General features: G+C 33.6%; 21 protein-coding genes and 1 pseudogene. 9 read left to right on the top strand and 13 right to left on the bottom strand.

All coding sequences use genetic code 11. From position 1 onward, the window contains the following. Window positions 1-2 precede the first annotated feature (2 nt). The 3 genes from A0O34_RS16360 to A0O34_RS16350 form a co-directional block, all read right to left on the bottom strand. Window positions 3-2,780: a hypothetical protein gene (locus tag A0O34_RS16360; RefSeq protein ID WP_066756930.1), complete on the bottom strand. Its 2,778-nt coding sequence runs from the start codon at window positions 2,778-2,780 to the stop codon at window positions 3-5. A 99-nt stretch (window positions 2,781-2,879) separates the two neighbouring features. Then, window positions 2,880-3,980, bottom strand: a complete 1,101-nt coding sequence (locus A0O34_RS16355) for a TonB-dependent receptor plug domain-containing protein (RefSeq protein WP_066756927.1) — start codon at window positions 3,978-3,980, stop codon at window positions 2,880-2,882. Window positions 3,981-3,992: 12 nt separating this feature from the next. Continuing rightward, window positions 3,993-4,508 carry an RNA polymerase sigma factor gene (locus A0O34_RS16350; protein ID WP_066756925.1) on the bottom strand — a complete coding sequence of 172 codons (516 nt, stop codon included), beginning with the start codon at window positions 4,506-4,508 and terminating at the stop codon, window positions 3,993-3,995. Between the two features lie 237 nt (window positions 4,509-4,745). Here A0O34_RS16350 and A0O34_RS16345 point away from each other — a divergent pair, with 237 nt between their 5' ends. Beyond that, complete coding sequence (locus A0O34_RS16345) at window positions 4,746-5,948, top strand: C1 family peptidase (RefSeq protein WP_066756921.1); 1,203 nt, start codon at window positions 4,746-4,748, stop codon at window positions 5,946-5,948. A 480-nt stretch (window positions 5,949-6,428) separates the two neighbouring features. Here A0O34_RS16345 and A0O34_RS16340 read toward each other — a convergent pair whose 3' ends face one another. Next, entirely contained in the window at window positions 6,429-7,490 is a 1,062-nt protein-coding gene (locus A0O34_RS16340) for an NADH:flavin oxidoreductase (RefSeq protein WP_066756918.1), read from the bottom strand. Between the two features lie 132 nt (window positions 7,491-7,622). Between A0O34_RS16340 and A0O34_RS16335 the strand changes: the two genes are divergently transcribed. Beyond that, a complete protein-coding gene (locus tag A0O34_RS16335) occupies window positions 7,623-8,012 on the top strand; it encodes a winged helix-turn-helix transcriptional regulator (RefSeq protein WP_066756915.1) in 390 nt (129 codons plus the stop codon). Window positions 8,013-8,016: 4 nt separating this feature from the next. On the opposite strand, the gene A0O34_RS16330 is transcribed toward A0O34_RS16335, so the two are convergent. Further along, a complete protein-coding gene (locus A0O34_RS16330) occupies window positions 8,017-8,289 on the bottom strand; it encodes a hypothetical protein (protein ID WP_157886045.1) in 273 nt (90 codons plus the stop codon). A gap of 163 nt (window positions 8,290-8,452) precedes the next feature. Continuing rightward, window positions 8,453-10,885 (bottom strand): alpha-ketoacid dehydrogenase subunit alpha/beta, encoded by a 2,433-nt coding sequence (locus tag A0O34_RS16325; protein WP_066756911.1) that lies wholly within the window; start codon window positions 10,883-10,885, stop codon window positions 8,453-8,455. Window positions 10,886-11,022: 137 nt separating this feature from the next. Here A0O34_RS16325 and A0O34_RS16320 point away from each other — a divergent pair, with 137 nt between their 5' ends. Both A0O34_RS16320 and A0O34_RS16315 read left to right on the top strand, forming a co-directional pair. After that, a complete protein-coding gene (locus A0O34_RS16320; protein ID WP_066756909.1) occupies window positions 11,023-11,316 on the top strand; it encodes a hypothetical protein in 294 nt (97 codons plus the stop codon). 406 nt (window positions 11,317-11,722) lie between these two features. Beyond that, window positions 11,723-12,493: a hypothetical protein gene (locus tag A0O34_RS16315; RefSeq protein ID WP_157886044.1), complete on the top strand. Its 771-nt coding sequence runs from the start codon at window positions 11,723-11,725 to the stop codon at window positions 12,491-12,493. 71 nt (window positions 12,494-12,564) lie between these two features. Here the strand turns inward: A0O34_RS16315 and A0O34_RS16310 are convergent, their stop codons facing one another. From A0O34_RS16310 to queA, 5 genes are all read right to left on the bottom strand, one after another. Next, window positions 12,565-13,542, bottom strand: a complete 978-nt coding sequence (locus A0O34_RS16310; protein WP_066756896.1) for a polyprenyl synthetase family protein — start codon at window positions 13,540-13,542, stop codon at window positions 12,565-12,567. 76 nt (window positions 13,543-13,618) lie between these two features. Further along, window positions 13,619-14,491: a hypothetical protein gene (locus tag A0O34_RS16305; protein WP_066756892.1), complete on the bottom strand. Its 873-nt coding sequence runs from the start codon at window positions 14,489-14,491 to the stop codon at window positions 13,619-13,621. Between the two features lie 252 nt (window positions 14,492-14,743). Then, window positions 14,744-15,676, bottom strand: coding sequence for a sterol desaturase family protein (locus A0O34_RS16300; protein WP_066756889.1), 933 nt, complete (start codon window positions 15,674-15,676; stop codon window positions 14,744-14,746). Window positions 15,677-15,749: 73 nt separating this feature from the next. After that, window positions 15,750-16,793, bottom strand: a complete 1,044-nt coding sequence (gene rlmN / locus A0O34_RS16295) for a dual-specificity RNA methyltransferase RlmN (RefSeq protein WP_066756886.1) — start codon at window positions 16,791-16,793, stop codon at window positions 15,750-15,752. Between the two features lie 72 nt (window positions 16,794-16,865). Beyond that, entirely contained in the window at window positions 16,866-17,915 is a 1,050-nt protein-coding gene (queA, locus tag A0O34_RS16290; RefSeq protein WP_066756883.1) for a tRNA preQ1(34) S-adenosylmethionine ribosyltransferase-isomerase QueA, read from the bottom strand. 187 nt (window positions 17,916-18,102) lie between these two features. On the opposite strand from queA, the gene A0O34_RS16285 reads away from it, so the two are divergent. The 5 genes from A0O34_RS16285 to A0O34_RS16265 all read left to right on the top strand — a co-directional run bounded on the left by A0O34_RS16285 (window position 18,103) and on the right by A0O34_RS16265 (window position 23,480). Beyond that, on the top strand, window positions 18,103-18,795 hold the full coding sequence (locus A0O34_RS16285; protein ID WP_066756880.1) for an AIM24 family protein: 693 nt from the start codon (window positions 18,103-18,105) through the stop codon (window positions 18,793-18,795). Between the two features lie 85 nt (window positions 18,796-18,880). Beyond that, window positions 18,881-19,954 carry a serine hydrolase domain-containing protein gene (locus tag A0O34_RS16280; RefSeq protein WP_185097265.1) on the top strand — a complete coding sequence of 358 codons (1,074 nt, stop codon included), beginning with the start codon at window positions 18,881-18,883 and terminating at the stop codon, window positions 19,952-19,954. 208 nt (window positions 19,955-20,162) lie between these two features. Further along, window positions 20,163-21,554, top strand: coding sequence for a Gfo/Idh/MocA family protein (locus tag A0O34_RS16275; protein ID WP_066756878.1), 1,392 nt, complete (start codon window positions 20,163-20,165; stop codon window positions 21,552-21,554). After that, entirely contained in the window at window positions 21,544-22,452 is a 909-nt protein-coding gene (locus A0O34_RS16270; protein ID WP_066756874.1) for a nucleotidyltransferase family protein, read from the top strand. The genes A0O34_RS16275 and A0O34_RS16270 overlap by 11 nt, the downstream gene beginning before the upstream one ends. Next, entirely contained in the window at window positions 22,443-23,480 is a 1,038-nt protein-coding gene (locus A0O34_RS16265) for a phosphotransferase enzyme family protein (protein ID WP_066756871.1), read from the top strand. Before A0O34_RS16270 ends, A0O34_RS16265 begins: the two co-directional genes overlap by 10 nt. A gap of 146 nt (window positions 23,481-23,626) precedes the next feature. Here A0O34_RS16265 and A0O34_RS16260 read toward each other — a convergent pair. Continuing rightward, window positions 23,627-24,115, bottom strand: a pseudogene (locus A0O34_RS16260) (DNA-deoxyinosine glycosylase). A 189-nt stretch (window positions 24,116-24,304) separates the two neighbouring features. Continuing rightward, on the bottom strand, window positions 24,305-26,299 hold the full coding sequence (locus A0O34_RS16255; RefSeq protein WP_066756867.1) for a S9 family peptidase: 1,995 nt from the start codon (window positions 26,297-26,299) through the stop codon (window positions 24,305-24,307). Window positions 26,300-26,415 lie beyond the last annotated feature (116 nt).

Here is a 26,415-nt window from a genome sequence, read left to right as displayed (position 1 = left end):
AATTAAAATTGAAATGAAACCATACACCCAAAAGTCTTATAAGAAGGAAGATTGAAGAAATCGAGCCCTCTTCCGTTATCAAAATCGTAGAAATTTTGATTAGGATCTGCGCCTTTATTGGCCTGCCAAAGCAGAATATTATTCACATAAAATGTAATTCCCAGTCCTCTTTTGAAAATTCCTACGTCAAATTTTGCCGTCAAAGAAATATTGTTGATCCTTATGTAGTCTGCTTTTTGAACATAATTTTCTGCAACGCCCAAATATCCATATCTCGTCCATCGGTTTTCTGAAACATCTTGATTCGGATTGTAAAAATCAACTGGAATCTGATTGGTATTTCCGCTTGAATTTACTCCTTGAAAAACATAATTTTTGATATTTCTTTCGTCAGCAGAAGTTTGAGAACGTCCATAATAATCAAGAACAGCTTGAGTTCCGTTCCAAATTTGTCCGCCTTTTTTCCATTCCCAATTAATGTCTAATGACAACATTTTATATGTAATATTATGATTGAATTTTAATACAAAATCGGGAGTCGGATCTGCAATTATTTTCATTCCGTCCGCTTTTTTAGGATAACCAAATTCATCGATAATCAATTCTCCATTTGTATTTCTCTCAAAATAACTCCCCATTATCACTCCTAAAATATGACCTTCTGTCAACGTTTTATAAATATCACTAAAACCAGAAAGTGCAAGATTATTGTAGCCAGTATTTACCCTGTCAACTATATCTTTATATTTAAAAAATGAAACTTTCTGGTTCATTCTAAAATCTCTATCCAAGTAAATATTATCGTAAGAAAAATTCACCTCATAACCGCTGTAGGTATGATCTGCAAGGTTTTTTAATTTCAACTGATTGTTTTCAAACACAGGAAAAATATCGTTAGTCGTTTTTCTTTTAAAATATTCGGCTTCTACATTCAGGTTACGTCTGTAACTCAATACAAAACCGGCTTTCCATTCTTTACTGTTGATATTTGATAAATTTTTAAAGGTTTCTACTTCATTGATCGGGAAATATTGATGCGAATCTTGAGCATTGAATAAAGTTGTTCCGTAAGAAGCGTAAGATCTTGTAATTTCCGGCTCTGAACTCAATTGTGTGTAGGTTCCGAGCATTTTAAAATTGATGTTATTCCAATTAAAAATATCTTCAAACGTGACGTACGCGCCTACTTTTGGAAGCCAATAATTATTTTCCTTAGAAGTATTCGATATATAGAATGCGTTTCCAATATTTGCTCCTGCCTTAAAATCATAATCATCGTAATCAACTTTGTAATTAAAAATATAATCTTGTGACGTTCTTTGATATAAATAATTTTTATTATTTGAATTATTGTAAATATTTGATTCTCTATCATTCAAAATATGATTAAATCCTACCTCACTCCTAAAATCATATCTTCCAAAGGAATAAGTTCCTAAAATATTAGAATTATATAATTTATTATTTTGAGATCTTTCATTTAAAATCCCATTGGCAAATCCGTATGTTGAAGGTTTGTAACTGTCTAAATTCCAGAAGTAATCATTCTCATAAGACTGAGTAACATTCAATCTAAAATCACCCCAATTTCTCGCCAGATCAAAGCTGAATTGTCTTCTGTTATCCCGATAATTGTATTTATTTTCCTGATCAAATAAAAACTGTGGATTGTCTGCAAACTGGCTGTAACTTCTCTGAAAACCGTTTGACAACAACAAATTCTGACTATTTGAAAAAGAAATCGGTGTCAGTAAAAAATTTTGATAAGCTCTGTTGAAAAGTCCGATTCTATTGGAATTTATGGCTTTATTTTCTTCATAATTAAAGACAAAATTTAAGCTGTATTTTAAAATTTTTGTACTTAGTTTCGTTTTAAAAGAATTTATAATATTATAATGATCAATAAAATACATCTGATCTTTCTGCTGTCCTAAATCTAATGATAGCCGGAATTTATCATTATTATAATAGCCATAGCCATTATCTCCGATGAATGCGCTCAACCTTAGTTGATTATTGTAGCCAACAGTAGTTTTAAATAGATCATTTTTGTAAACTTTTGCTGGTGAATTTTCATTTATCAAAGGAATTAATCTTCCGTTTTGGTCATACTCATACGATTGATTATCAAACCCTAATGTAGAAATATCCGGCCCAAAACTGAAGAGCTCATTGGTTTCAGGACCTTGCCAAACCAGTTGCCCATTTTTCGATCTTCCCTGAACATATTGAGTCTGAGTCTGTGGAACAGAATTTCTACTTTTGACGTCAAAAGAAGTGGTAAAACTTCCATTAAAATTCAAATATGTTTTCGTTTGTCTTTTAAGTTTAAAAGTATCTTGAGCGATCTCTTTTAATTTTCTTATTGAATTAAAATTTTTATCTGATTTTACCGTCAACTTTTGAGGAGAATTCTCAATACTAAATTCATCCTTCGTTTTTTTAGAAACCAGACTATCATAAGCCTTACTTCGAACATTTTCTACTCTTTTTTTATCAATTTTATTTTCTAAAATAGTTTTGAGATCACTTAATCCGTAGACAACGAGCCTATTTTTCCCATTATTCCAAACTAAAGTGTCGTATGCTTTTGCAGCGATGATGGCAAAACCCTTTTCATCGGTCAATTCATAAACACCGCTGTTTTTATTTAAAACCTTTAAAAAATTCTGTGGCTTTTCTTTATGATTTAAAAATATTCCTGAATAATAAAGCTGTGAATTTTGCGCTGAAACAATTTTAAAAACAAGAAGAAATAGCAATAAATAAAATTTTCTCATATTTTAAATTATATTAATAAATGACACTTTCAAAGGAAATTTTCCTTCAAACTCATTGTATTGAAAAACGATTAAAATTTTAATAAATCCGCGAGTGGACTATGGTTTTTCCTTGTTTTCTAAATGTTTTTTTTCATTTACATCTTTCACCTTTGAAGCATCTTTGGTTTCCACTACAATAACTCCGTTTACGGCTTTACTTCCATAGATTGAAGTTACTTTTTCACCCTTCAAAACGGTCATGGTGTCAATCGAATCTGGATTTAAGCTCTTGAATTTTGCAACATCAGAAACAGCTCCATTGATTATATATAAAGGATTTGCCTCTTCTTTGACCGAGCTCACTCCACGAATAACAATCGCGTTATTGGAATCAATTTTTCCTGATCCCATATTGATTGTAAGCCCAGAAACTGATCCTTGCAATGAGTTTGTAAAATATTTATTTCCTACTTTTTCTGCCAATCTCGGAACTGATGCAACATTCCTCTTTATATTGGATTTATTGTAACCTATAACCTCAGGATTAACTCCGTTATCAGGTGTAAGAGATTCTGCTTCCGAAGTTTCCTGTAAAGAACTTAAAAGCGGATTATTAGATTTTTTTTCAACTTCAGCAGAAGAAATTGTTTGTGCCGAAGATGTAATATCTTTTTTTGCTTTTTTCATTCTTAAACCAGTTACAACAACTTCTTCAATATTACTTTGTTTTAAAGTGTCGGTTTTATACGGAGCAAGAGGTGGAGACGCTTGAATATTTTGTGGTACATCATTATAAACAGGAGATGGAGAAGGTACAGACACTGAATTAACAGCATAATCCTCAAGCTTAGCTACAGGATTTGGCACTGAAATTTCCTCCTCAATATTTGATTTTACAAGTTCATCTATCTTCTGAATTTTCTCAGATTGAGCAATTGTACTTTTAGGAATTTCCGTATTTTTTGCAATAACAGGCTTTGCTGACTCAGTTATGTTTACTTTTTTATTCAAAAAATAAAATCCTCCTACGCCGATCATTAAACTCGCTGCAATTCCGTAAGGAAGCCAGATTGGTAGAATTCTTTTTTTCTCTTTTTTTTCATCTAATTTCTCTTCAACTTTAGCCCAAACTTTATCAAAACCCGGAAAAGTCGCAGGTTCCTCTACATCTTTAGAAGCCTCATTGAATTTTTTATCGATATCGTGATTATTTTCCATTGTCTTAAAAGTTTAAATGTTTTGATTGATCAAAAGTTCCTGTAATTTTTTTCTGGCAAAATTGAGTTGTGATTTTGAAGTTCCTTCACTTATTGAAAGCATCATCGCAATTTCTTTGTGCGGATAACCTTCAATCGCAAACAGATTAAAAATCGCACGGCATCCTTCTGGAAGGAAGTTTAATAAACTCAAAATATCTTTTTCAAAAGAAATAGTATCCGTTGTATCAGAAGATTCAGCGTGGCTGTCTTCCAATTCAATATGCAGAGCTTTGGTATTTCTTAATTTCTGAAGACATTCGTTTACAGCAATTTTTCTTGCCCAACCTTCGAAAATATCATGATTTTGCAGTTGATCGATCTTAGTGAAGATTTTGTAGAACGTATCAGCCAATACTTCTTCAATATCTTCATCGTTTTTAAGATAGCGTTTGCAGACCGAATATAATTTTCCCGCCATTTTTTCGTAAACTTTCCGCTGTGCATTGCGGTCGTTCCGTTGACATTCTAACAGTAATTCACTTTCCATAGTCAGGCTTTATATTAGTATAGATGCAGAAAATTTCAAAAAGGTTGGAAACATGATAAACTTTTTTTAAAATTAAGCTAAAAGACTAAGCTGGGAAAGATTAGAAAGACCGTTTTAATCAATATTGAATTAAAATTTCACCTTTTCATAAAAAACTTTCATTTCAAATTTAACTTTTCCCTTTGTAACATATCTTATAACTTACCGACTATTCATATAAATAATCTTTTTATAGTAATGAAAAATAACAAAATTGCATCATTACTTTTTGTTTTGTCTGCAGGAAGTATGATGTTTGCACAAGATGACTTAATCAATAAGTTAAAAAACAATCAATCTCAAAATGCCAATTTTAAATTCACGACTTTAAAGGACGTGGGGGCAACTTCAGTAAAAAATCAGGGTTCATCAGGAACTTGCTGGAGCTACTCAGGAAACTCTTTCCTTGAATCTGAAATGCAGAGAATGGGTAAAAAACCTGTTGATTTGGCAGAAATTTTTACAGCAAGGAATTCTTATCACGATAAAGCAAAATTATACGTTCTTAATAACGGAGCAATCAGCTGGGGAGACGGAGGAGAATTACATGATGTTGTCAACATGTATAAAAAGTACGGAGCTGTACCTCAGGAAGCTTATACAGGTTTGAAAAACGGTCAAACAACCAACAATTTCAAAGAAATGCAGGATAAATTGAAGCCTGTTTTGGATAGCTTAGTTCAGGCAGCTACAAAAGGAAAACTTTCTGATAACTGGATGGATTCTGTAGATGCAATCTTAGACGAATATTTAGGAAAAGTTCCTGCTAACTTTACATATGACGGAAAAAATTACACTCCAAAGACTTTTGCTAAGGAAGTTGTAGGTATTAATCCTGAAGATTATGTAGAAATTTCTTCTTACAAAGATTATCCATATTACCAGAAATTTGTAGTTCCAATTCCTGATAACTGGAGTCATGATTCTGACTGGAATGTTCCAATGAAAGACATTACAGCAATCGTTGATAATGCAGTAAGCAAAGGATATTCTGTAGGTTGGGCAACTGACGTTTCTGAGCCTTATTTTTCATATAAAAATGGGGTGGCTTATGTTCCGGACATGGAATTAGACCAAATCAATGCAGAAAACAAAGGAACTTTATTCACTGAGCCTAAAAAAGACAAAACGATCACAGAAGATATGCGTCAAAAAGCTTTGAATAACCTTTCTACAACCGATGATCACGGAATGCACATCGTAGGATTGGCAAAAGATCAGTCTGGAAAAGAATATTATATGGTTAAAAACTCTTGGGGTGTAACCAACGATTTTGAAGGATATCTTTATGTAACAAGACCTTATGTTGAGTACAAATCGACGGCGATATTGGTTCACAAAAATGCGATTCCAAAGAATATTTTAAAGCAATTAAAACCAACTGAAAATATTGGTTTATAAGAAATCACTGTTGTCATTTATTTGACAATTTTAGATATTTAAATCTGTTAATAGACCGTTCTCATTTTTTGGGAACGGTTTTGTTTTTGAACTTATTTTAACTTAGATAAAAAATTAAACCACAAAAGTCACAAAAGATTTTAACACTTAAGATTTTTAAGTAAAACTCATACTGTTAAAAAGTACACATAAGTTTTTTGAAAATCTTTGATTTTCTTCTTTTGTCAACTTTATTATTTTCGTATTGTAAAACAAACTAATCAAAAAAACTTTTGTGGCTTTTGTGGTTAAAAAAGTTAAAATTCAATTTAAATCAATTCAAATATCAAAACTAAAAACCGCCTTCAGAAATTCCGGAGGCGGTTTTTGTTTAAAAAAATAATTAGGTAGAAAATTTAATATAAATAAGTGAATTGTCAATGGTTTACCAAGCTAATAGTCTAAGAGCGAAGTAAATTCACAACTCAATAATTGTCTTTTTTAATAAAGAACTCCTAAACTTTCAGCTGAAAAGTTTAAAAGATCGTCTGTATTTCCTTCTTTTACTTTTTTCACCCATTCAGGGTCTTGTAAAAGCGCTCTTCCGACTGCAACAAGATCAAAATCTCCTCTTTCCAGTCTTTTTATTAATTCTGATAAATCTGCTTTTTCAGTTCCCTGTCCTGCAAATGCTCCCATAAAATCTCCTTCAAGACCTACAGAACCTACCGTGATTGTTGGTTGTCCTGTGATTTTCTTAGCCCAACCTGCAAAGTTTAAGTCAGAACCTTCAAATTCAGGTTCCCAAAAACGACGTTGTGAACAGTGGAAAATATCTACTCCCGCTTCTTTTAAAGGTAACAACCATTCTTCCATTTCAGCTGGTGTTGTTGCCAATCTGGATTTATAATCCTGTTGTTTCCATTGAGAAAGACGGATAATAATAGTGAAGTCTGGTCCAACTGCATCTCTCATTGCTTTAACGATATCAACAGCAAATTTGCTTCTTTCTTTTAATGTTTTACCACCATATTCGTCTGTTCTTGTATTGGTTACTTCCCAAAAGAATTGATCGATCAAATATCCGTGAGCTCCGTGAATTTCAAGAACATCAAATCCAAGATCTTTAGCCGATTTTGCAGAAGCTGCAAACTGAGCAATCGTATCCTGAATATCTTCCAACGTCATTGTAGAAGCTTTTTCCATATCAACTAATGGATAATCTTCAGAACTTCTTGTATCGCCTACATGCCAGATTTGAGGTCCCATTTTACCGCCATTTTCATGAACAGCGTCGATTACGTTTTTCCAGCCGTTTAATGCTTCAGTTCCGTAAAAATCAGGAATATTCTGCATGTTTTTTGAACCGGGTCTGTTGATTACTGTACCTTCAGAAAGGATCAAACCTACTTCCGAAGCCGCTCTTCTTGCGTAATAATCTGCGATTTGCTGAGTGGGTACTCCGTTATCAGATTGAGCTCTTGTCATCGGAGCCATTACCACTCTATTTTTAAGTTGAAGATTTTTATAACTAAATGGACTAAATAATGCGTCTATACTCATTTTGCAATTATTTTATATTTAACATTTTTAAATTGTTACACAAAGTAACTAATAATAGTTCAGATTTGTATCTTATGAAGAAAAAAAGTGGTAACTTCGCAGTAACTTACATTAGTAACTTAAAAGTAACGTATGGTAAAGAGTGAATTAATGAAATACAGCTGCCCTCTAGGCAAAGCAATGTCTGCCTTGGGAAGCAAGTGGAAACCGATCATTGTATTGGTTATCAAAGACCGTAAACTTCGTTTCGGAGAGCTTGCCGTACGAATTAATGTGATCTCAAGAAAGGTTCTGACCGATCAGTTAAGAGAAATGCAAACCGACGGATTGATCATCAGAGAAGAGTTTAAAGAACTTCCTCCAAGAGTTGAATATTCTTTGACAGAAAAGGGATTGGCACTGTTGCCTATTTTATATTTGCTGGAAGAATGGGAAGCGAAATTTGATAATAAGGAAGTACAATATGATAAGGATTGTAATTTGATTGAGAAAAAAGTAAATAAGGCTGTTGAAGTTGGATAGTCATTTATTTTTTATTTGAAAGATGATTCAATTTTATTTGCACACTTTCCGGATAACTTCCGTTTAGATAATTAACAAAACCTCTATTTATTATTGCTTTGGAACCGGCTTTAGGAATAGAATCTTGATATGTAAAGTAAATAGTATCATTTTTTAATTCATAATTTCCTTGATAAACTTCTTTATCTCGCAACATTCCTTGAGAGATAAATTCAAAGCTTTTATTATCATACATTTTCAGATATATCCAACCTAAAGGAGCTTCTCTGTCTGCCAATAAAACTTCTTTTTTATCGTATTTACAACTTATCATTACCAATATTAGAAATAAATATAAAAAACTGATTCTCATTACTTTTTAATTTAAATAATCTTAAACAATATAAACAAAAAAACCGCTCCCAAAAGAAAGCGGTTTCAAAATTTATCTAAAATTCCAATTAAAATATCGCAGGATACTTCTCAGGATTTGTTTCATTAAATAGGGCATAAATTCTTTCAACCATATCATCAGAAGATGGCTTGCTGAAATAATCTCCATCACTTGCATATGCAGGTCTGTGATCATTTGCAGCGATTGTCAACGGATCAGAATCCAAGAATCTGAATGCTTTTTGCTTCTCTAAAATTTGTTGAAGAATAAACGCTGAGGTTCCACCTTCCACATCTTCGTCGATTACGACTAACCTGTTGGTTCTCTTTACACTTTCAGCAATTTCGTTCGTTAAATCGAAAGGAATTAATGACTGAACATCAATAACTTCCGCAGAGATTCCAAGTTTTTCTAGTTCTTCTGCTGCATCCATTACAATTCTCCAAGTCGAACCGTACGTTACCAACGTAACATCTTTTCCTTCTTTTGTAACCTCGATTTTTCCGACAGGAACAGTGAATTCACCTAAGTTATCAGGTTGTTTTTCTTTTAATCTGTATCCGTTCAAGCATTCAACAATGATTGATGGATCGTCACTTTGAAGCATTGTGTTGTAGAATCCGGCAGCCTTCGTTAAGTTTCTTGGAACTAATACCAAAATACCTTTTGAAAGGTTTAAAATTCCTGCCATTGGAGAACCTGAATGCCAAACTCCTTCCAATCTGTGACCTCTCGTTCTGATGATTACAGGTGATTTCTGACCGCCTTTTGTTCTGTATTGAACCGTCGCCAAATCATCACTCATTCCCTGCAAACAGTATAAAATATAATCTAAATACTGGATTTCAGCGATTGGTCTCAGACCTCTCATCGCCATTCCGATACCTTGACCAAGAATTGTAGCTTCACGAATTCCTGTGTCAGCAACACGAACGTCGCCATATTTTTCCTGCATTCCTTCAAGACCTTGGTTTACATCACCTATATTTCCGGCATCTTCACCAAAGACTAAAGTTTCAGGATATTTTTCGAATATTTTATCGAAATTATTTCTAACCACTACTCTTCCGTCTACATCTTCCGAAGCATCAGAATAAACTGGTTTGATTTCTTTAACATTTTCAGCTTTCCACTGAGACTGAGAATATAAATGAGAAGAATAATTATCCTTTTCTACCTCAAAAATCTCATTGTATTTCTGCATCAATTGATTTCTTTCTGCAGAATTTGTTCCTCTTGTTGCCAATAAAGATCTTCTTACCAAATGGAAAACATCTTTCTTAGCTTTTGAAACTAATTTATTGAATTGATTGATATAATTTTCAATTTCAGTATTTTGTCCTTTAATATTTTCAACTAAAGGTAAAACTGATTGAATTAAATCCGTAATCGTTTTCTGATAACTTTCCCAAGCTGATTTTTGTCCGGCTTTTACAGTCTTTTTTGCTTCTTCATCTATTGCATCCAATTCTTCAACAGAAGCAATGATTTCTTCTTTTCCTTCAATTTCGATTGAATAATTCAAGATCCATTCTCTGAATTTTACCAATCCATCAAACTGAGATTCCCAAGCTAAACGATCTTCATTCTTATATCTTTCGTGAGATCCTGATGTCGAGTGACCTTGAGGCTGTGTAACTTCAATTACGTGAACTACCACAGGAACGCTCTCCATTCTTGCAAATTGTTCCGCTCTTGCATACGCATCCAATAATGCAGGATAATCCCAAGCTTTCACCTGAATGATCTCACAACCTTGGTTTTCGCCTTCTTTTCTTTGGAAACCGCTTAACATTTCTGAAATGTCCGCTTTTGCTCTCTGATTTTTGGTTGGAACTGAAATTCCGTAACCATCATCCCAAATAGAAACGATCATAGGAACCTGAAGTGCACAAGCAGCATTCAAAGTTTCCCAGAAATGACCTTCTGCTGTAGAAGCATCACCGATTGTTCCAAAAGCAACTTCGTTACCTTCTTTTGAGAACTTTTCAGAACCTTCAAATTTTACTGATTTATATATTTTTGAAGCCTGAGCCAATCCTAATAATCTAGGCATCTGTCCGGCTGTCGGAGAAATATCCGATGAGATATTTTTTTGAGCGGTAAGATCTTTCCAGCTTCCGTCTTCATTTAAGCTTCTTGTTGCAAAGTGCCCATTCATCTGTCTTCCGGCTGATGCTGGCTCTCTTTCAACACTTGTATCTGCGTATAATTGTGCAAAGAAACTTCCAACTGTCAAAGCATCAATAGCTAGTGCAAAAGTCTGGTCTCTGTAATATCCTGAACGGAAGTCTCCATTTTTGAAAACTTTCGCCATTGCCAACTGTGGTAACTCTTTACCGTCACCAAAAATACCAAATTTAGCTTTTCCTGTAAGAACTTCTCTTCTGCCCAAGTAGGACATTTCACGAGAGATTCTTCCTAATTTATAGTCTCCAAGTATTTGATTTTTAAAATCTTGAAAGGAAATCTGCTGAGTTTCAATATAGGTTGTTTGCATAGCCAATATAAAAAATTTTTAGTTTTCGAAGTATTTTGCTAATATACACTTTTTAAATTAATTTTAATTTTTAATAATCTTTTTTAAAAATTTGATAATAAAAAAAATTGTGTTTATCTTAGAATAAATTTGTAAAGATGGAAAAAAAGTCGGGTCATATTCTTAACGCATCGAGTAACCTTTTAGGATTTTCATTGCTAATTATCACTTCCTTAAAGATCACTAAAATAAGTGGCAATACCCATTTAGACGAATTTGCAGGTGTAGCATGTATCTTTTTTGCATGCAGTTGTTTCTTCTCATTTTTGGCCATCAGAACAACAAATGATAAGCAAGAAAGTAAGTTTGAGACCATTGCGGATTATTTATTTTTAATCGCTTTATTTTGTATTGTTTTGGCTGTTATAATTGTAACTGTAAGGATTATTTAGTTTTAAATTTTCAACAAAACAAACGATTTAACATAATAATTCGAAACTTTTCACTATAAAAATTAAGACATTCTGATATAAATCTGGATTGTTTTAATTAATTATTAAAAAATATTTCGTGATTTTTTTAATATAAATTTTAAATAAAGATTACAATAACTTCATAGTTCTGTGATAAATCTATCATACTTTTAATTAAGCAAGCTACCATGCTCAGGAACAACAAGAATAAAACAATTCATAATAAAATGAATTAATTTATAAAATACATCAATTTTAAGTGAAATAATTGAATAATTCGCAATAAATAAGCACTAAACGCAATTAATATTTATTTTTTATCGAAAAAAACTACTATGTTTGTAAAATATTTTACAAAACATACACAATGAAAAAACAAATTATTTTGATTGTATCACTATTAATTAGTGGTATTAATTACGCCCAAGTTGGTATCAGAACAAGTAACCCACAAACAGCTTTACACGTAGACGGAGCCAAAGATAATGCAGCAACTGGTATACCAACTACTGCTCAACAGCTTAATGATGCAGTTGTAACTTCAACAGGAAATTTTGGTTTAGGAACGATAACTCCTACGGAGAAATTAGATATTGCTTCAGGTAACGCCCGTATTCGTGATATTAATACAAATGTAGGTATTGGAGGTACAGATAGAGTTGTTGTTGCAGATGCTACTGGTGTTTTGAAAACTATTAACTTTAATGCTTATGGCTTATTTCATGCACGTTTAGCAGCAGCACAAAGTCTCGCTGTAAGTACAGTAACAACGTTATTATTTAGTTCTCCGTTATCAACTTCTCCTTACTACACCTATAATACAAGTACTGGCACCTTGACTTTCAACCAACCAGGAAACTATATTGTTACATTACAATCAAGTTTCACAGATTGTGCTGCCACGACACAGTTAGTTTTAGGGATAAGACCAATACCAGATGCTTCTTACTTGGGAAGAGGAAGTCATTATACTGCTATTGCAACTTCTGGAACTATTGGAGAATTAATGAGTTATACAACATTAATAGTAGCACCAACTGCAGGTTACCAAGTTCGATTTACCGCAGCTTCAAATGCAACTTCCACTGTATTAGCAACAGAAACAGGAGGTACAGGAAGTGGAAATGTGACAAACGTGACCATACAAAAAATTTAAAATCTTAAATAAAATAAACAAAAAACGGAACTTTCATTGAGTTCCGTTTTTTTATGGTAAATATTTTATAATTAAAATTTTCTTTCGATAACGTAATCCAGCATGTTGTGTAAAGATCTTCTAACCTCAGTATCAGGGAATTCATTAAGAATCTCTTTTGCTTTCTGTTGAAATTCTTTCATTATTTTGATAGAATATTCCAGACCGCCCGAACTTTTAACAAAAGCGATAAGTTCTTTCACTCGCTTTTGATCGTTGTTGTAACGTTTTATCGTATTAAAGTAATATTTTTTGTCTTTTTCGCTGGCAATTTTCAGGGTATGAATCAAAGGTAAGGTCATTTTTTGTTCCTTAATATCAATTCCTACAGGTTTTCCGATGACATTTGAACTTAAATAATCAAATAAATCATCCTTAATCTGGAAAGCCATTCCTGTATACGTTCCGAAATCCTGCATTTTCTTGGCAAGAGTTTCATCAGCGTTATTGGATAAAACACCAATTTCACAACAGGCAGCGATTAAAGTAGCCGTTTTCTGACGGATAATTTCATAATAAACATCTTCCGTAATATCTAATTTTCTGGCTTTTTCTAATTGAAGAAGCTCGCCTTCAGACATTTCACGAATCGTTCTTGAAATAACGGCCAACAGATCGTAGTCTTTATGGTCTGTAGATAATAAAACTGATTTCGACAAAAGATAATCTCCTACCAAAACCGCAATTTTATTTTTCCACAACGCATTGATTGAGAAAAAATTACGTCTTTTAAAACTTTCATCCACCACATCATCATGAACCAAAGTCGCTGTATGAATAAGCTCGATCATGGAAGCTCCACGAAAAGTTTTCTCATTGACGTCGCCAATTAGTTTTGCACAAAGAAATACAAACATCGGACGCATCTGTTTTCCTTTAGTAGTAACGATAAAACGAGTTACTTTATCTAATAAAGGCACTTTGCTTTGCATTGATTCATAAAACTTCTGTTCGAAAAGTTTCATTTCCTCATTGATCGGGTGTTTGATGTCTTCTACAATATTTGCCAAAATCTACGAATGATGGATAATAATTATTAATCTCACAAAGATAATTTTTTTCAGTCAATTTTAAGTGAAATTAATCTTAGAGTTTATCTTTCGGAATAAAATAAAAACTCTGCTTTGCTCCTCCCAACGGCGAACTGAATTTTTCACCAGAAATATAAACTCCTTTTTCATCAACAGCAATGCCCTCGATCTGCCCGATTGACAAAGAACTTCCGAGATAATAATGCTTTGGAGTTTGCTTAAAAAAGATTCCGGATTCTGTTTCATCAAAGACATCCAAAAATACTTCTGTTTTCTTTGTATAGCCTATCAAATAAAGCTTTTTATCGAAATAAGAAGCATCTGTAACAACGAAATTAGTTTTATAAGATTCTATTTTTTCGGCTTTTTGTTTTTCTGAAATTTCAGGATCAACAATATAATGTGAAACCGATCTTGACGCCCATTCTTTTGAAAAAATATGAAGTTTTCCATTTAAATAGATCATTGCTTCTGCATCGTAATCAGTATTGGTGTATTTAGGAATAAATTCTGTCTGGTCTGGATAATAGAATGAAATTATTTTAACAGAATCATTTTTCAATTCATTATTTTGAAAAGGAACTTTATTGATTTCAAGATCTCGTCTTGTTCCTCCATTATTCCCAAAATCTCCGATGTAGAAGTATTTTCCATCATTTGCGAGCGCTTCCCAATCTTTATTTTTAGCATTAATTTTTAAGGTATTGAGAATATTTCCAGAGTTTTTATCAATCTCAAAAAGTTCGGGAGAATTTCCACTGTCATTGAAAGTGTATAGTTTTTCATTGAAAAAACTTAATCCTGATGTTTCCTTTAATTTTTCATCAAGATAATTTACTCTGTATTTTCTTATTTTAAGAAAATCAGATTGTTGCGAAAATGAGTAGGTGGAAATTACAGTTGTTATTATTAGGAAAAGCTTTTTCATGGAGTAAAAATAATCTTTTTTAAATTTTTATTTAAACACGAATTGCACGAATATTTTTCACAAATTACACAAATTTATGTGCCCACTTTGTCATTCCGCAGGAATCTAGACTCTACAATTAATGTTGAGATCCTTCCTTCGTCAGAAATCGAAGATTCGGCGTAGTCAATGACAAACTGTTTGGTAATATAATTCTTAGAAGAGATTTGTGTGATTTGTGAAAAACATTTGTGCTTATTTGTGTTTGAAGAATCAAGCTGATTTCTTCAGTTTCTGTCTTCTAGTTTGCTTTTCCAAATGCTCTCTTTGATATTGTCTTACCGTTTTTCCGGTTCCATCATGTCTCCAGCCGGGAGAATTAAAAAGATAATTAATTCTGTCTGAAAATTTTAAATCTGGTTGTTTAATATCTTTCCAAATCTTTCTCCATTCATAAAAAAGAACTGTATCAGGTTTGTTATCTGGCATTTTTGGATAAATTCCGTATTTCACAGGAACATTGGGATCTTCTTTTTCAAAAGTGCCGAAAATTTTATCCCAAATAATAAGACACATTCCCATATTTCTGTCGAGATATTTGATATTACAGGCGTGATGAACACGGTGATGAGAAGGGGTCACCAAAATATATTCAAGAATTCCCATCGTTTTTACCGTTTGTGTATGAACCCACGTTCCGTACACCTGACCAATTGCATAAACAACCATAATATGCCAAGGATTAAAGCCTAAAAAAGCTAAGGGAGAAAAGTATAAATATCGATAAAGTGGTTGCAGAACAGGACTTCTGAAACCTGTCGTCAAATTGAAATATTCCGAACTGTGATGCGTGATATGCACCGCCCAAAATGCTCTTGAATGGTGATCAACATAATGAAGAACGTAATATGCAAAATCTGTAATTACAAAGCAAATCAGCCAATACCAGATTGTAAAATCCCAGGAAAAAATTCGGTGATTGTAAAAGAAAAACATGACCCCCATCGCGGAAACCTTCATCAAAAGATCCAGTCCGAAGTTCATCAATGCAAGAAAAACACTTGTTGCAACGTCTTTTCCATTGTATAATTTGGCTTCAGAAATATGACTGTAGATCATTTCCGCCAAAATAACAGCAGCAAGAATCGGGATCGACCAAGCATAGACATTTTCTAATCCGTCTTCACCTAAAAAGTAATCCGTCATTGTACATTAGTTTTATACAAATGTAGGATTTTAAGAAATCGTTAAGAATTATTTTTGATTTTTTAATGAAATTTTAATTCACAGCATCAGCCGTTTTGTTGGCCAGTTGTCCACAAGCTGCGTCAATATCTCCACCTCTACTCTTTCGAATCATGACAGTAATCCCTGCATTTTCAAGCTGTTGAACATAATTTTCTTCTGCCTTTTTGTTGCATTTATCATATTTTCCGTCGCCGATCGGGTTGTATTGAATTAAATTAACCTTAGAAGGAACCTGTTTACAATATCTGATCAAAGCTTTAATATCTTCATCGCCATCATTAATACCTTTCCAAACACAATATTCAAAAGTGATTACTGAGTCTGTTTTTTTGTACCAATATTGAAGAGAATCCATAATATCCGTTAACGGGAATTTATCCGAGAACGGCATGATTTCGTTACGCTTAGATTCAATTGCTGAGTGAAGGGACAACGCCAATTTCACGCGCAAATCATCATCAGCCAACATTTTGATCATCTTTGGAATTCCCGATGTAGAAACGGTAATTCTTCTTGGAGACATTCCCAAACCTTCCGGCTGGGTGATTTTTCGGATGGCTTCCACTACATTTTTGTAATTCATCATCGGCTCTCCCATTCCCATAAAAACAATGTTGGAAAGCGGTCTTTCGAAATACATTTTACTCTGGCTATCGATCAAGGCAACCTGGTCTACAATTTCAGCAACTTCAAGATTTCTCATTCTTTTCAGTCTTGCTGTAGCACAGAATTCGCAGTTTAATGAGCATCCAACCTGTGAAGAAACACAAGCTGTAGTTCTTGTTTCTGTAGGAATCAAAACAGATTCTACCAACAATCCGTCGTGAAGTTTCACTCCGTTTTTGATGGTTCCGTCTGTACTTCTTTGAAGCTGATCAACAGAAACAGGATTTATAGTATATTCTTCGGAAATTCTTTCACGAAGTGTTTTCGAAAGATTCGTCATTTCATCAATCGAATGGAGATTTTTACTCCACAACCAGTCATATACCTGTTTTGCACGAAACGGCTTTTCACCTAACGTCAAAAAGTAGTCATTAAGCTGGTCTAGTGATAAAGTACGGATATCTTTCATTTGAGGGTTTAGGTATTAGGAATCAGGATCTAGGGACAAACTAAGCCCTAAATCCTATTTCCTATTATCTTTTTATAAAATTAACATTGCATCACCGTAAGAGTAGAACTTATATTTCTCTTTTACGGCTTCTTCATAAGCTTGCATAATGAAATCTCTTCCTGCAAACGCTGCAATCATCATCAATAGAGTTGATTTTGGCGTGTGGAAGTTAGTAATCATTGTATTTGCAACTCCGAAATCGTGAGGCGGATAGATAAATTTATTCGTCCAACCGTTGAAAGCAGAAATTTTCTTGTTTGAAGAAACAGAAGTTTCCAACGCTCTCATTGTTGTTGTACCAACAGCACAAACTCTTCTGTGCTCGTCTACTGCTTTGTTGATGATGTCTGCATTTTTCTCATCGATGATGATTTCTTCAGACTCCATTTTATGTTTAGAAAGATCCTCAACTTCAATTGGGTTGAAAGTTCCTAATCCTACGTGAAGCGTAACTTCAGCAAAATCAATTCCTTTGATCTCTAATCTCTTCATTAAATGTCTTGAGAAGTGTAAACCAGCAGTTGGCGCCGCTACCGCTCCTTCAATCTTAGCATAAATTGTCTGATATCTTTCAGCATCTTCAGGCTCTACTGCTCTTTTGATGTATTTTGGAAGTGGAGTTTCTCCTAATTCTTTTAATTTAGTTCTGAATTCTTCGTAAGAACCATCAAATAAGAATCTCAATGTTCTTCCTCTAGAAGTAGTATTATCGATAACCTCAGCTACCAAAGATTCGTCTTCTGTGAAGAATAATTTGTTACCAATTCTGATTTTTCTTGCCGGATCTACCAAAACATCCCAAACGCGAGTCTCTTTATCAAGCTCTCTTAAAAGGAAAACTTCAATTTTAGCTCCTGTTTTTTCTTTATTTCCATAAAGACGTGCAGGGAAAACTTTAGTATTGTTGAAAATAAATAAATCTTTTTCATCAAAATAATCAACCACATCTTTAAATAATTTATGTTCGATAGTTTGTGTTTTTCTGTCAAGAACCATTAATCTAGACTCATCTCTGTGCTCTGATGGGTGTTCTGCTAATAATTCCTCAGGAAGATCAAAATTAAAATCTGATGTTTTCATTTTTTAAATTACGGTTTAAAAATTTAATGAAATTACAAGGTGTAATTTTCGAGTTGCAAATATACGACATTGGATACCCCTTTGTCAAGTATTATTTAACATGATATTAAAAACCGTAATATCACGGTACTTTTCAAGCCGAAAAAAGTTTATTTTTGAGAACATTAAAAAATTAAACTTTAAACACATGAGTAAGTATTCAATTGAAGCTTTCGTTAACGAAACAAAAGAGAATCCACAGGAAAGAGACTATTTCGAACTTGAAAAACCACAACTTTTAGAAATCAACCTAAACAACCAATCTGTATGGACCAAAGCAGGAAGCATGGTCGGGTATGTTGGGAATGTAAAATTTGAGAAACAGGGAATGCTTTCCGGCGGGCTGGGAAATCTTTTGAAAAAAGCGATCAGCGGTGAAGGTGCAAAACTGATGAAAGCAGAAGGAACAGGAAAATTATACGTTGCCGATTCAGGAAAAAAAGTTCGTATCCTTCATTTAAATAATGAATCTGTCTGTGTCAACGGAAATGATGTTTTGGCTCACGAACAAAGCATTAAAAATGACATCACCATGTTAAAAAGCGTTGCAGGAATGATGTCTGGCGGATTATTTCAGGTAAAACTTTCAGGAACGGGTCATATCGCGATCACGACTCACGGTGATCCGTTGACTTTATTGGTTACTCCTGATGCTCCGGTTTTCACAGATCCGAACGCAACTGTTGCATGGTCTGGAAATCTAAGTCCTGAACTGAAAACTAATGTATCTTTCAAAAGCCTGATCGGAAGAGGAAGCGGAGAAGAATTTCAAATGAAGTTTTCTGGTCATGGTTGGGTTCTTATTCAGCCTTACGAGGAAGTATATTCTATTGAAAAATAATTATTATGATTAGTTTTAATCAAGTCATTAATAATTAATTATTTTTACAATGTAAGTAATTCAATATTGTTAAAAATATACATCCATGAAAAATTTATTGACTGTGCTATTATTGATCACCATCAACATAGCTTATTCACAAATACAAAAAGTCGAACAAGCAATCGATTCCTGTGTGAAGAAAGACAATTTCAATGGCTCTGTATTATTAGCAAAAAACGGCAATATTGAATTGCTTACTTATAAAGGTCTATCCAACAGACAGTATAGCATTAACTTTTCTGACGAAACCAGATTCCATATTTTTTCTCTTACTAAAACTTTTACAGCTGTGCTTATTATGCAACTGTACGAGAGAGGAAAAATCAATTTAGATGCTACGATTTCAACTTATTATCCTGAATACAAAGGAGAAGCTGCGAAAAAAGCAACAATAAGAAATTTGTTGACCTACAGCAGCGGAAGATTTCATAAAGACATCAGCTCGCCCGAATTTATTCATCAGGCTTATGACAATACAATTTGGGATCTTGATAATTTTATCACCACTTTTTTATCTGAAAAACTGATCGACAAACCGGGAACAAAATTCAGTTATAACAATGGTGATTATATTTTACTTGGAAAAATCATTGAAAAAATATATAATAAACCATTTGATGAGGTTTTAAAGGAGCAAATATTAACTCCTCTGAAAATGCAGAACACAGGATTTCTGCATCATAATGATATTGTTAAAAATATTGATGAAGGCTATTCTGCCGATGAATCTGATGCTTTCTCACTTCACATGCCCACAAATACTTATATTGATAATCTTTACTGTGCCGGAGCTATGTATTCTACTCCAAAAGATCTGTTGATTTTCGATCAGGCAATTTTCAATCATACTTTACTTAAAAAAACAACTGTGGATACGATGCTTACTCCTTATAAAGAACTTGGAGATACTGCATTCAGTTTTTGGGTTTATCCTAAAAAATTCGGTTCTGTAGAGACATTATTTGCAGAACGTCAAGGTGAAGGGTACGGTCACAGTGCAAATTGGGTGCATTTGATTGATAAAAATGTTACGCTAATTATTTTATCAAACACAAAAGATATTAAATATTTAAACAAAATGAGAGAAAAATTATTAACTCCATACTACGGACAATAACATTACGAAGAAATTTGTTCTATAAAAAGAAGAATTATTTAAATCTTTAAGCAAAAGGTCTGTTTTATAATATAGAACAGACCTTTTATTTAAAATAGAATAAAAAGATTCGCAGATCGTAACTAATTGCTTTATCCATGGTCATAATTTGATATAATTAAGTTTTTGATATTAATATTTTAATATCTTTAAAAATAAAAATACACAGATGAATAATTCCCGTAGAAATTTTATCAAGACAACTGCATTGGCAACTTTTGGTGCTCTTGTCTTACCCAATTCTTTATTCGCTTATTCTGAAAGTTTTAAATCTAACAAAAAAATTCGTGTAGGTTTTATCGGAGTCGGACTTCGCGGACGAGAACATGTAAAATTACTCGCAAAACGTAATGATGTTGAAGTAATCGCCTTTGCAGATCCCAGTAAAATCATGCTATCCGAATGTCAGAAAATACTTAAAGACAACGGTAAACCTGTCGCAAAAGAGTTTTCAAATGGCGAATATGATTATAGAAATTTATTAAAGTTAAATAATATAGATGCAGTCGTAATCGCAACTCCCTGGGAATGGCATTTGACACAAGGTGTAGAAGCCATGCGTGCCAAAAAAATTGTAGGAATGGAAGTTGCCGGAGCCATCAAACTTGAAGATTGTTGGGAGTTTGTAAAAGCTTACGAAGAAACAAAAGTTCCTATTTTCATGATGGAAAACGTCTGCTATCGAAGAGATATTATGGCCGTTCTCAACATGGTTCGTAAAGGAATGTTTGGAGAGTTAGTTCACGGAAGAGGTGGTTACGAGCATGATCTTCGCGGCGTTTTATTTAATGATGGAGTTACTCCTTATAATTCGGGCGTTGAGTTTGGAGCAAAAGGATTCAGTGAAGCAAAATGGCGAACAGAACATTATGTAAAAAGAAATGGCGAACTCTATCCTACTCACGGATTAGGCCCAGTTTCTATGATGATGAACGTCAACCGCGGAAATAGATTAACAAGACTATCTTCATTTTCATCAAAATCTGTCGGGCTGCATAAATATATTGTAGAACATGCAAAAGGTGGCGAAAATCATCCTAATGCAAAAGTAAAATTTCATCAGGGAGATATTGTAACCACACAAATTGCCTGTGAAAACGGAGAAACCATCCTTTTAACTCATGATACAAGCTTACAAAGACCTTATGACCTAGGATTCAGGGTTCAGGGGACGGAAGGACTTTGGCAGGATTTCGGATCGGGAGGACCTAGTGAGGGACATATTTATTTCGAAAAAATTATGAATCACACTCATAAATGGGACAATCCTGAAAAATGGTTAAGTGAAAACGATCATCCAATGTGGAAAAAATATGAAAATATGGCTACAGGAGCTGGACATGGCGGAATGGATTTCTTCGTGATGAACACTTTTATAGAATGTATCAAACGAAATATAGAATTCCCAATGGATGTTTATGACTTGGCGACTTGGTACTCAATCACTCCGCTCAGCGAAAAATCCATCGCAAAAGGAGGTCAGGCAATTGATATTCCTGATTTCACGAAAGGACAGTGGAAAAACCGTAAACCCGTATTTGGAATGACAGATGATTTCTAAAAAAACACTTCTCATATTAGCCGGAGGTTTAGGCAGCCGATACAAAAGTCTGAAACAGGTAGACGGAATTTTAGAGAACGGATCTCCTCTCATGGAATATTCTCTTTATGACGCGCTGGAAGCAGGTTTCAATAAAGTAGTTGTGGTTTTCAACCGTTTTATTCCTGAAAGTTATATTGAAAGGCTTGAAAAAATTTCGAAAAGCAATAATTTCGAACTGCATTTTGTTTATCAGGAACAGGAAATGTTTGTGCCCAAAAATTACGATCACTCCACAAGACAAAAACCTTGGGGAACCGGACATGCTATTCTTTGCGCAAAAGAGGTTATTAATGAAATATTTACAGTCATCAATGCTGATGATTTTTATGGAAAAGAGGTTTATCAGCTTGCTTCAAAGGAAATTGATCTTGGAAATATTTCACCATCACAATTTGAAATTGTCGCCTATAATTTAGCTACAACATTGAGCGAAAATGGTACGGTTGCGAGAGGAATCTGCACATTAGATTCCGAGAGTTATTTAATAAAAGTTGAAGAACAAACCTCGATTCGCAAAGAAGGAAATTCAATTATTTATACTGAAAACGGAAAAGATATAAAAGTTGATTCCGAAACTTTGGTTTCAATGAATTATTTTATTTTTCATCCTGAAATTTTTAACGCTTTGGAGTTGTATTTTAATGATTTTATTCAGGCAGATCCTTTACCTAAAGAAGAATTTTATATCCCGTCTGCTGTTCAAAGAATGATGGATGATAATAAGATAAAAGTTTTAGTAAAATCTTCACCTTCACAATGGATGGGAATGACCTACGCAGACGACAAAGAAATTATTAAAAATTATCTTGAAAGAGAAATTCAGAATAACCGATATCCTAAAAATTTATGGAAGTAGATCATATTGTTCAACAATTCATTACTACTGAAAATTATACGGTCGATTCTATCACAAACGGATTGATCAATGCTACTTTTATCGTAGAAAATAAGGATACTGATCAAAAATTTATCTTACAAAAAATTAATAATCAAGTATTTAAAAATTCAAATTCAATTATTATTAATCATTTACAGATTAATTGTTTGTTGCAATCCAATGATTATCAACTGAATATTATTAAACCAATTCTTTCTCTTTCAAAAGAATTTCTGGTGCAGGACGAAAATTTACAGCTTTGGAGAATGCAGAGTTTTGTTGAAAACAGTTTGACTTTTATTAAAGTTCCGTCACCGGAAATCGCCTTTGAAGCAGCAAAGGCATTCAGTCATTTTCTTGACACAATAAATACGGAAACCCTTCCCAGCATTGAAGAAACGTTGCCCGATTTCCTCAATTTTGAGAAAAGAATGAATGATTATAAAAATGCATTAGAAAACGCAGATCCTCATTTAATTGAAAATGCCAAAACTGAAATAGAAACCACCAACCAATTTTTATCTTTACCTGATAAATGGATCGAAATGGTTGGAAATAATAAGTTACCTAAAAGAATAGTTCATGCCGATGCCAAAATCAGCAATATTTTGTTTGATGAAAATCATAAAGCAATAGCCGTTATCGATCTTGACACTGTGATGATTTCTACCATTTTATATGATTTTGGAACGATGATTCAATCTTATACCAACACAACAAATGAAGATGACGGAAATGCTGAAAATAACTTTAATTCTGAAATTTATAATGCCGTAAAAGAAGGATTTTTATTTCATTTAAAAGAAAAATTAACTCCGGAAGAATCTGAGAATCTTGATTATGCTGCTCAAGTGGCAATTTACATTCAGGAGATTCGCTTTTTGACGGATTATTTAAATGGAAGTGTTTATTATTCAACAAAATATGCTGAACATAATTTGGATAGGACTAAGAATCAATTGGAGCTTTTGAAAGGATTGAATGAGTATTTAGATTGGAGGGTTTGAGGGTTGTAGTTTCGAAGAGTTTGAGAGTTTTGAAGATACTGAGCAAAGTCGAAGCATCTCTACAAAACAGGCTAGATTCCTTCGGAATAACAAACCTTATGCTAAATTTCAACTATTTGATATTATGCTCATCTAGCTTTAATTATTTATAAAAAATTCAAAATAACCTTCCATTCTTCTAACTTTTTTTCAAAAGAAACTGTATGCAACGGACTTGTTGAAGGCAGTAAGTAAATAGGAAGCTTATAATTCTTTCCTAAAATTTTCTGTAGATTTTTATATGATTTTCCGCCGTTGCAGAAAATAGCTTTTACGTTTGGGTATTGCTCCAACAATTCTCCAATCTGATTGGCTTCTTCGTTTTTAATTTCAGAATCAAGGCTTCCTTTTCTTTCGCAAGAATCGATAACATCCCAAATCGCAATATGCTGTTTCTTTAAAACAGTAATTCTTTCAGCTTAATTTTCTGTAAACTCTTCATTAAATAATTCAAAAATAATTTTCCAGAATTTGTTTTGAGGATGAGCATAATATTGCTGTTTTTCCAAAGATTTCACACCGGGAATTGAACCTAAAATTAAAATTTCAGATTGATCATCAATGAACGGTGGAAATGATGAGATTCTGTTTTGCATTTATAAATATAGCTATTTTTAAAATTTTTAATTTGTTTTTAACGCAAAGTTCGCAAAGCTTTTTCACAAACTAACTTCATATTTTAAGTTCGCAAAGGCGTTAACACTCAGCAATGAAATACAAACAAAAAGCGGGCTAAAGCCCGCTCCTATTGATATTTTAAACAATTAAATTCGATTGTAACTTAATTATAAAGTTTCTTTCAACCAATCAAAGAATTCTCTCTGCCAAACCAAACCGTTTTGCGGATGTAGCACCCAGTGATTTTCGTTCGGGAAATAAACTAATTTAGATTTCAACCCTCTCAATTTCGCTGCCTGGAAAGCTTCCTGACCTTGCTCGTAAGGTACACGGAAATCAATTCCACCCTGGAAAATCATGATTGGCTTATTCCATTTATCAACAAAATTACTTGGGTTAAATTCTGTATATGCTTTTGGAAGCGGTTTTTCCCATGGAGAACCAAGATCCCAATTCGCAAACCAAAGTTCTTCTGTTGTAAGGTACCAAGATTTCATATCAAACAATCCATCGTGAGCGATGAACGTTTTAAATCTGTTTTCGTGAATTCCAGCCAACATAAATACACTGTAACCACCGTAACTAGCTCCAACAGCGGCTACTCTATCACCGTCAACATACGGTAACGTTTTAGCAAAATCTGTCGCTGCCAAATAATCTCTCATTGGCTGTCCTCCCCAGTCTTTAGAAATTTCTTCGTTCCATTTTGTTCCCCAACCCGGCATTCCGCGACGGTTTGGTGCTACAACAATGTATCCGTTTGCTGCCATTAAAGCAAAGTTCCATCTTGTGCTGAAAAATTGAGTTAATGCAGATTGAGGACCACCTTGGCAATAAACTAAAGTCGGATATTTTTTATTTGGATCAAAGTTTGGCGGATAATGGAACCATACGCCCATTTCTTTTCCGTCCGTTGTTTTCACCATTTTCAATTCAGATTTTCCCTGAGCTAATTTAGAATACATGTCTTTATTAGCTTCGGTAACCTGCTTCATTTCTCCATTTTTCAGATTTACTGAGAAAAGATCTGTTGCATGATTTACGTCTGTTCTTCCAACAACCAATGAATTTTTATTATCAGCAAAAATTTCATTTACGTCAAAATCTCCTTTTGTAATTTGCTGAACTTTAGCATTTTTAGGATCTAAAGAAAATAATTGTTTTGTTCCTCTGAAAGCTGCTGTGAAGTAAATTGCTTTAGAATCTCCACTCCAAAAAACATCTCCAGAAACACTTTCGCCCCAATCTTTTGTAAGATTTGAGGTATTACCAGACTTCCAATCCATCAATTTGATGTCATTTTTATCCGCTTCATATCCATCTCTTTCCATACTCTGCCAAACCAAAGACTTTCCGTCCGGACTGAATTTTGGGTTAACATCGTAACCTTTATTCGTTTCAGTTAGATTTTTAGTTGCTCCTGAAGCTAAATCGTAAGCGAAAATATCTGTATTCGTGCTTGTTGAATATTCTTTACCGCTTTTCGGTTTTGTAACATATAAAAGTTGAGAAGAATTCGGGCTCCAGATAAAATCTTCTGCTCCACCAAAAGGTCTTTGAGGAGAATCCCAAGTTTTCCCTTCCAATAAATCTTTTGCAGAATCAACAGCTGCCGAAGTATTTACGACAAAAACGTGGTTGTATTTTCCTTCATTAAAATAATCCCAGTGTCTGTGGTTTAGGTCTGTATAAACCTGAGCGGTTGTTTTTGGAGTGTCAGCATATTTATCTTTCCCCATTAATTTTTCAACCAAAACCTGCTTACTGAAAGCAATTTTCTTTCCGTCCGGAGAAATTACAATGTTATCAACTTCACCGATCGTGTAAAATTCAGTCCAGGTTTTACCACTGTCCTTTGAAAGGAAAATTTTATCGCCTTCCTGAGCGTAAATTCCGTTCTTATCCCACTGAATAAGAGCCTTTTTACCCAAATCGATTTTAGAAGCCTGATTATTAAGAACATTTAGAAAATAGTTCTCACTTTTTGTTTTTTCTGTTTTTAAATCAACTTGTCCTACCTTATAAATAAGCGAAGACTGATCCGGTGAAACTGCCTGTACTCCAACTTTTTTCAAAGTCCAAAGGATTTCAGGAGTCATTAATTGTTGTGCATTCATTAAGAGCGGAGCTGCCAAAGCCAGCAGACTGTACTTAAGTTTCATATATTGATATTCATTTTTACGACCTATAAAATCGTATAGCGATCTTATAGATTCTTGTTTAATTCAAAGATTTCCAAAGGTATGTAAATGTGTTTTAAAATTCAAATTAAAGAAGC

Origin of the sequence: Chryseobacterium glaciei (assembly GCF_001648155.1) — a bacterium.
Classification (GTDB): domain Bacteria; phylum Bacteroidota; class Bacteroidia; order Flavobacteriales; family Weeksellaceae; genus Chryseobacterium; species Chryseobacterium glaciei.
Note: the sequence above shows the minus strand (reverse complement) of the source record. Positions and strands in the feature narration are given on the sequence as shown.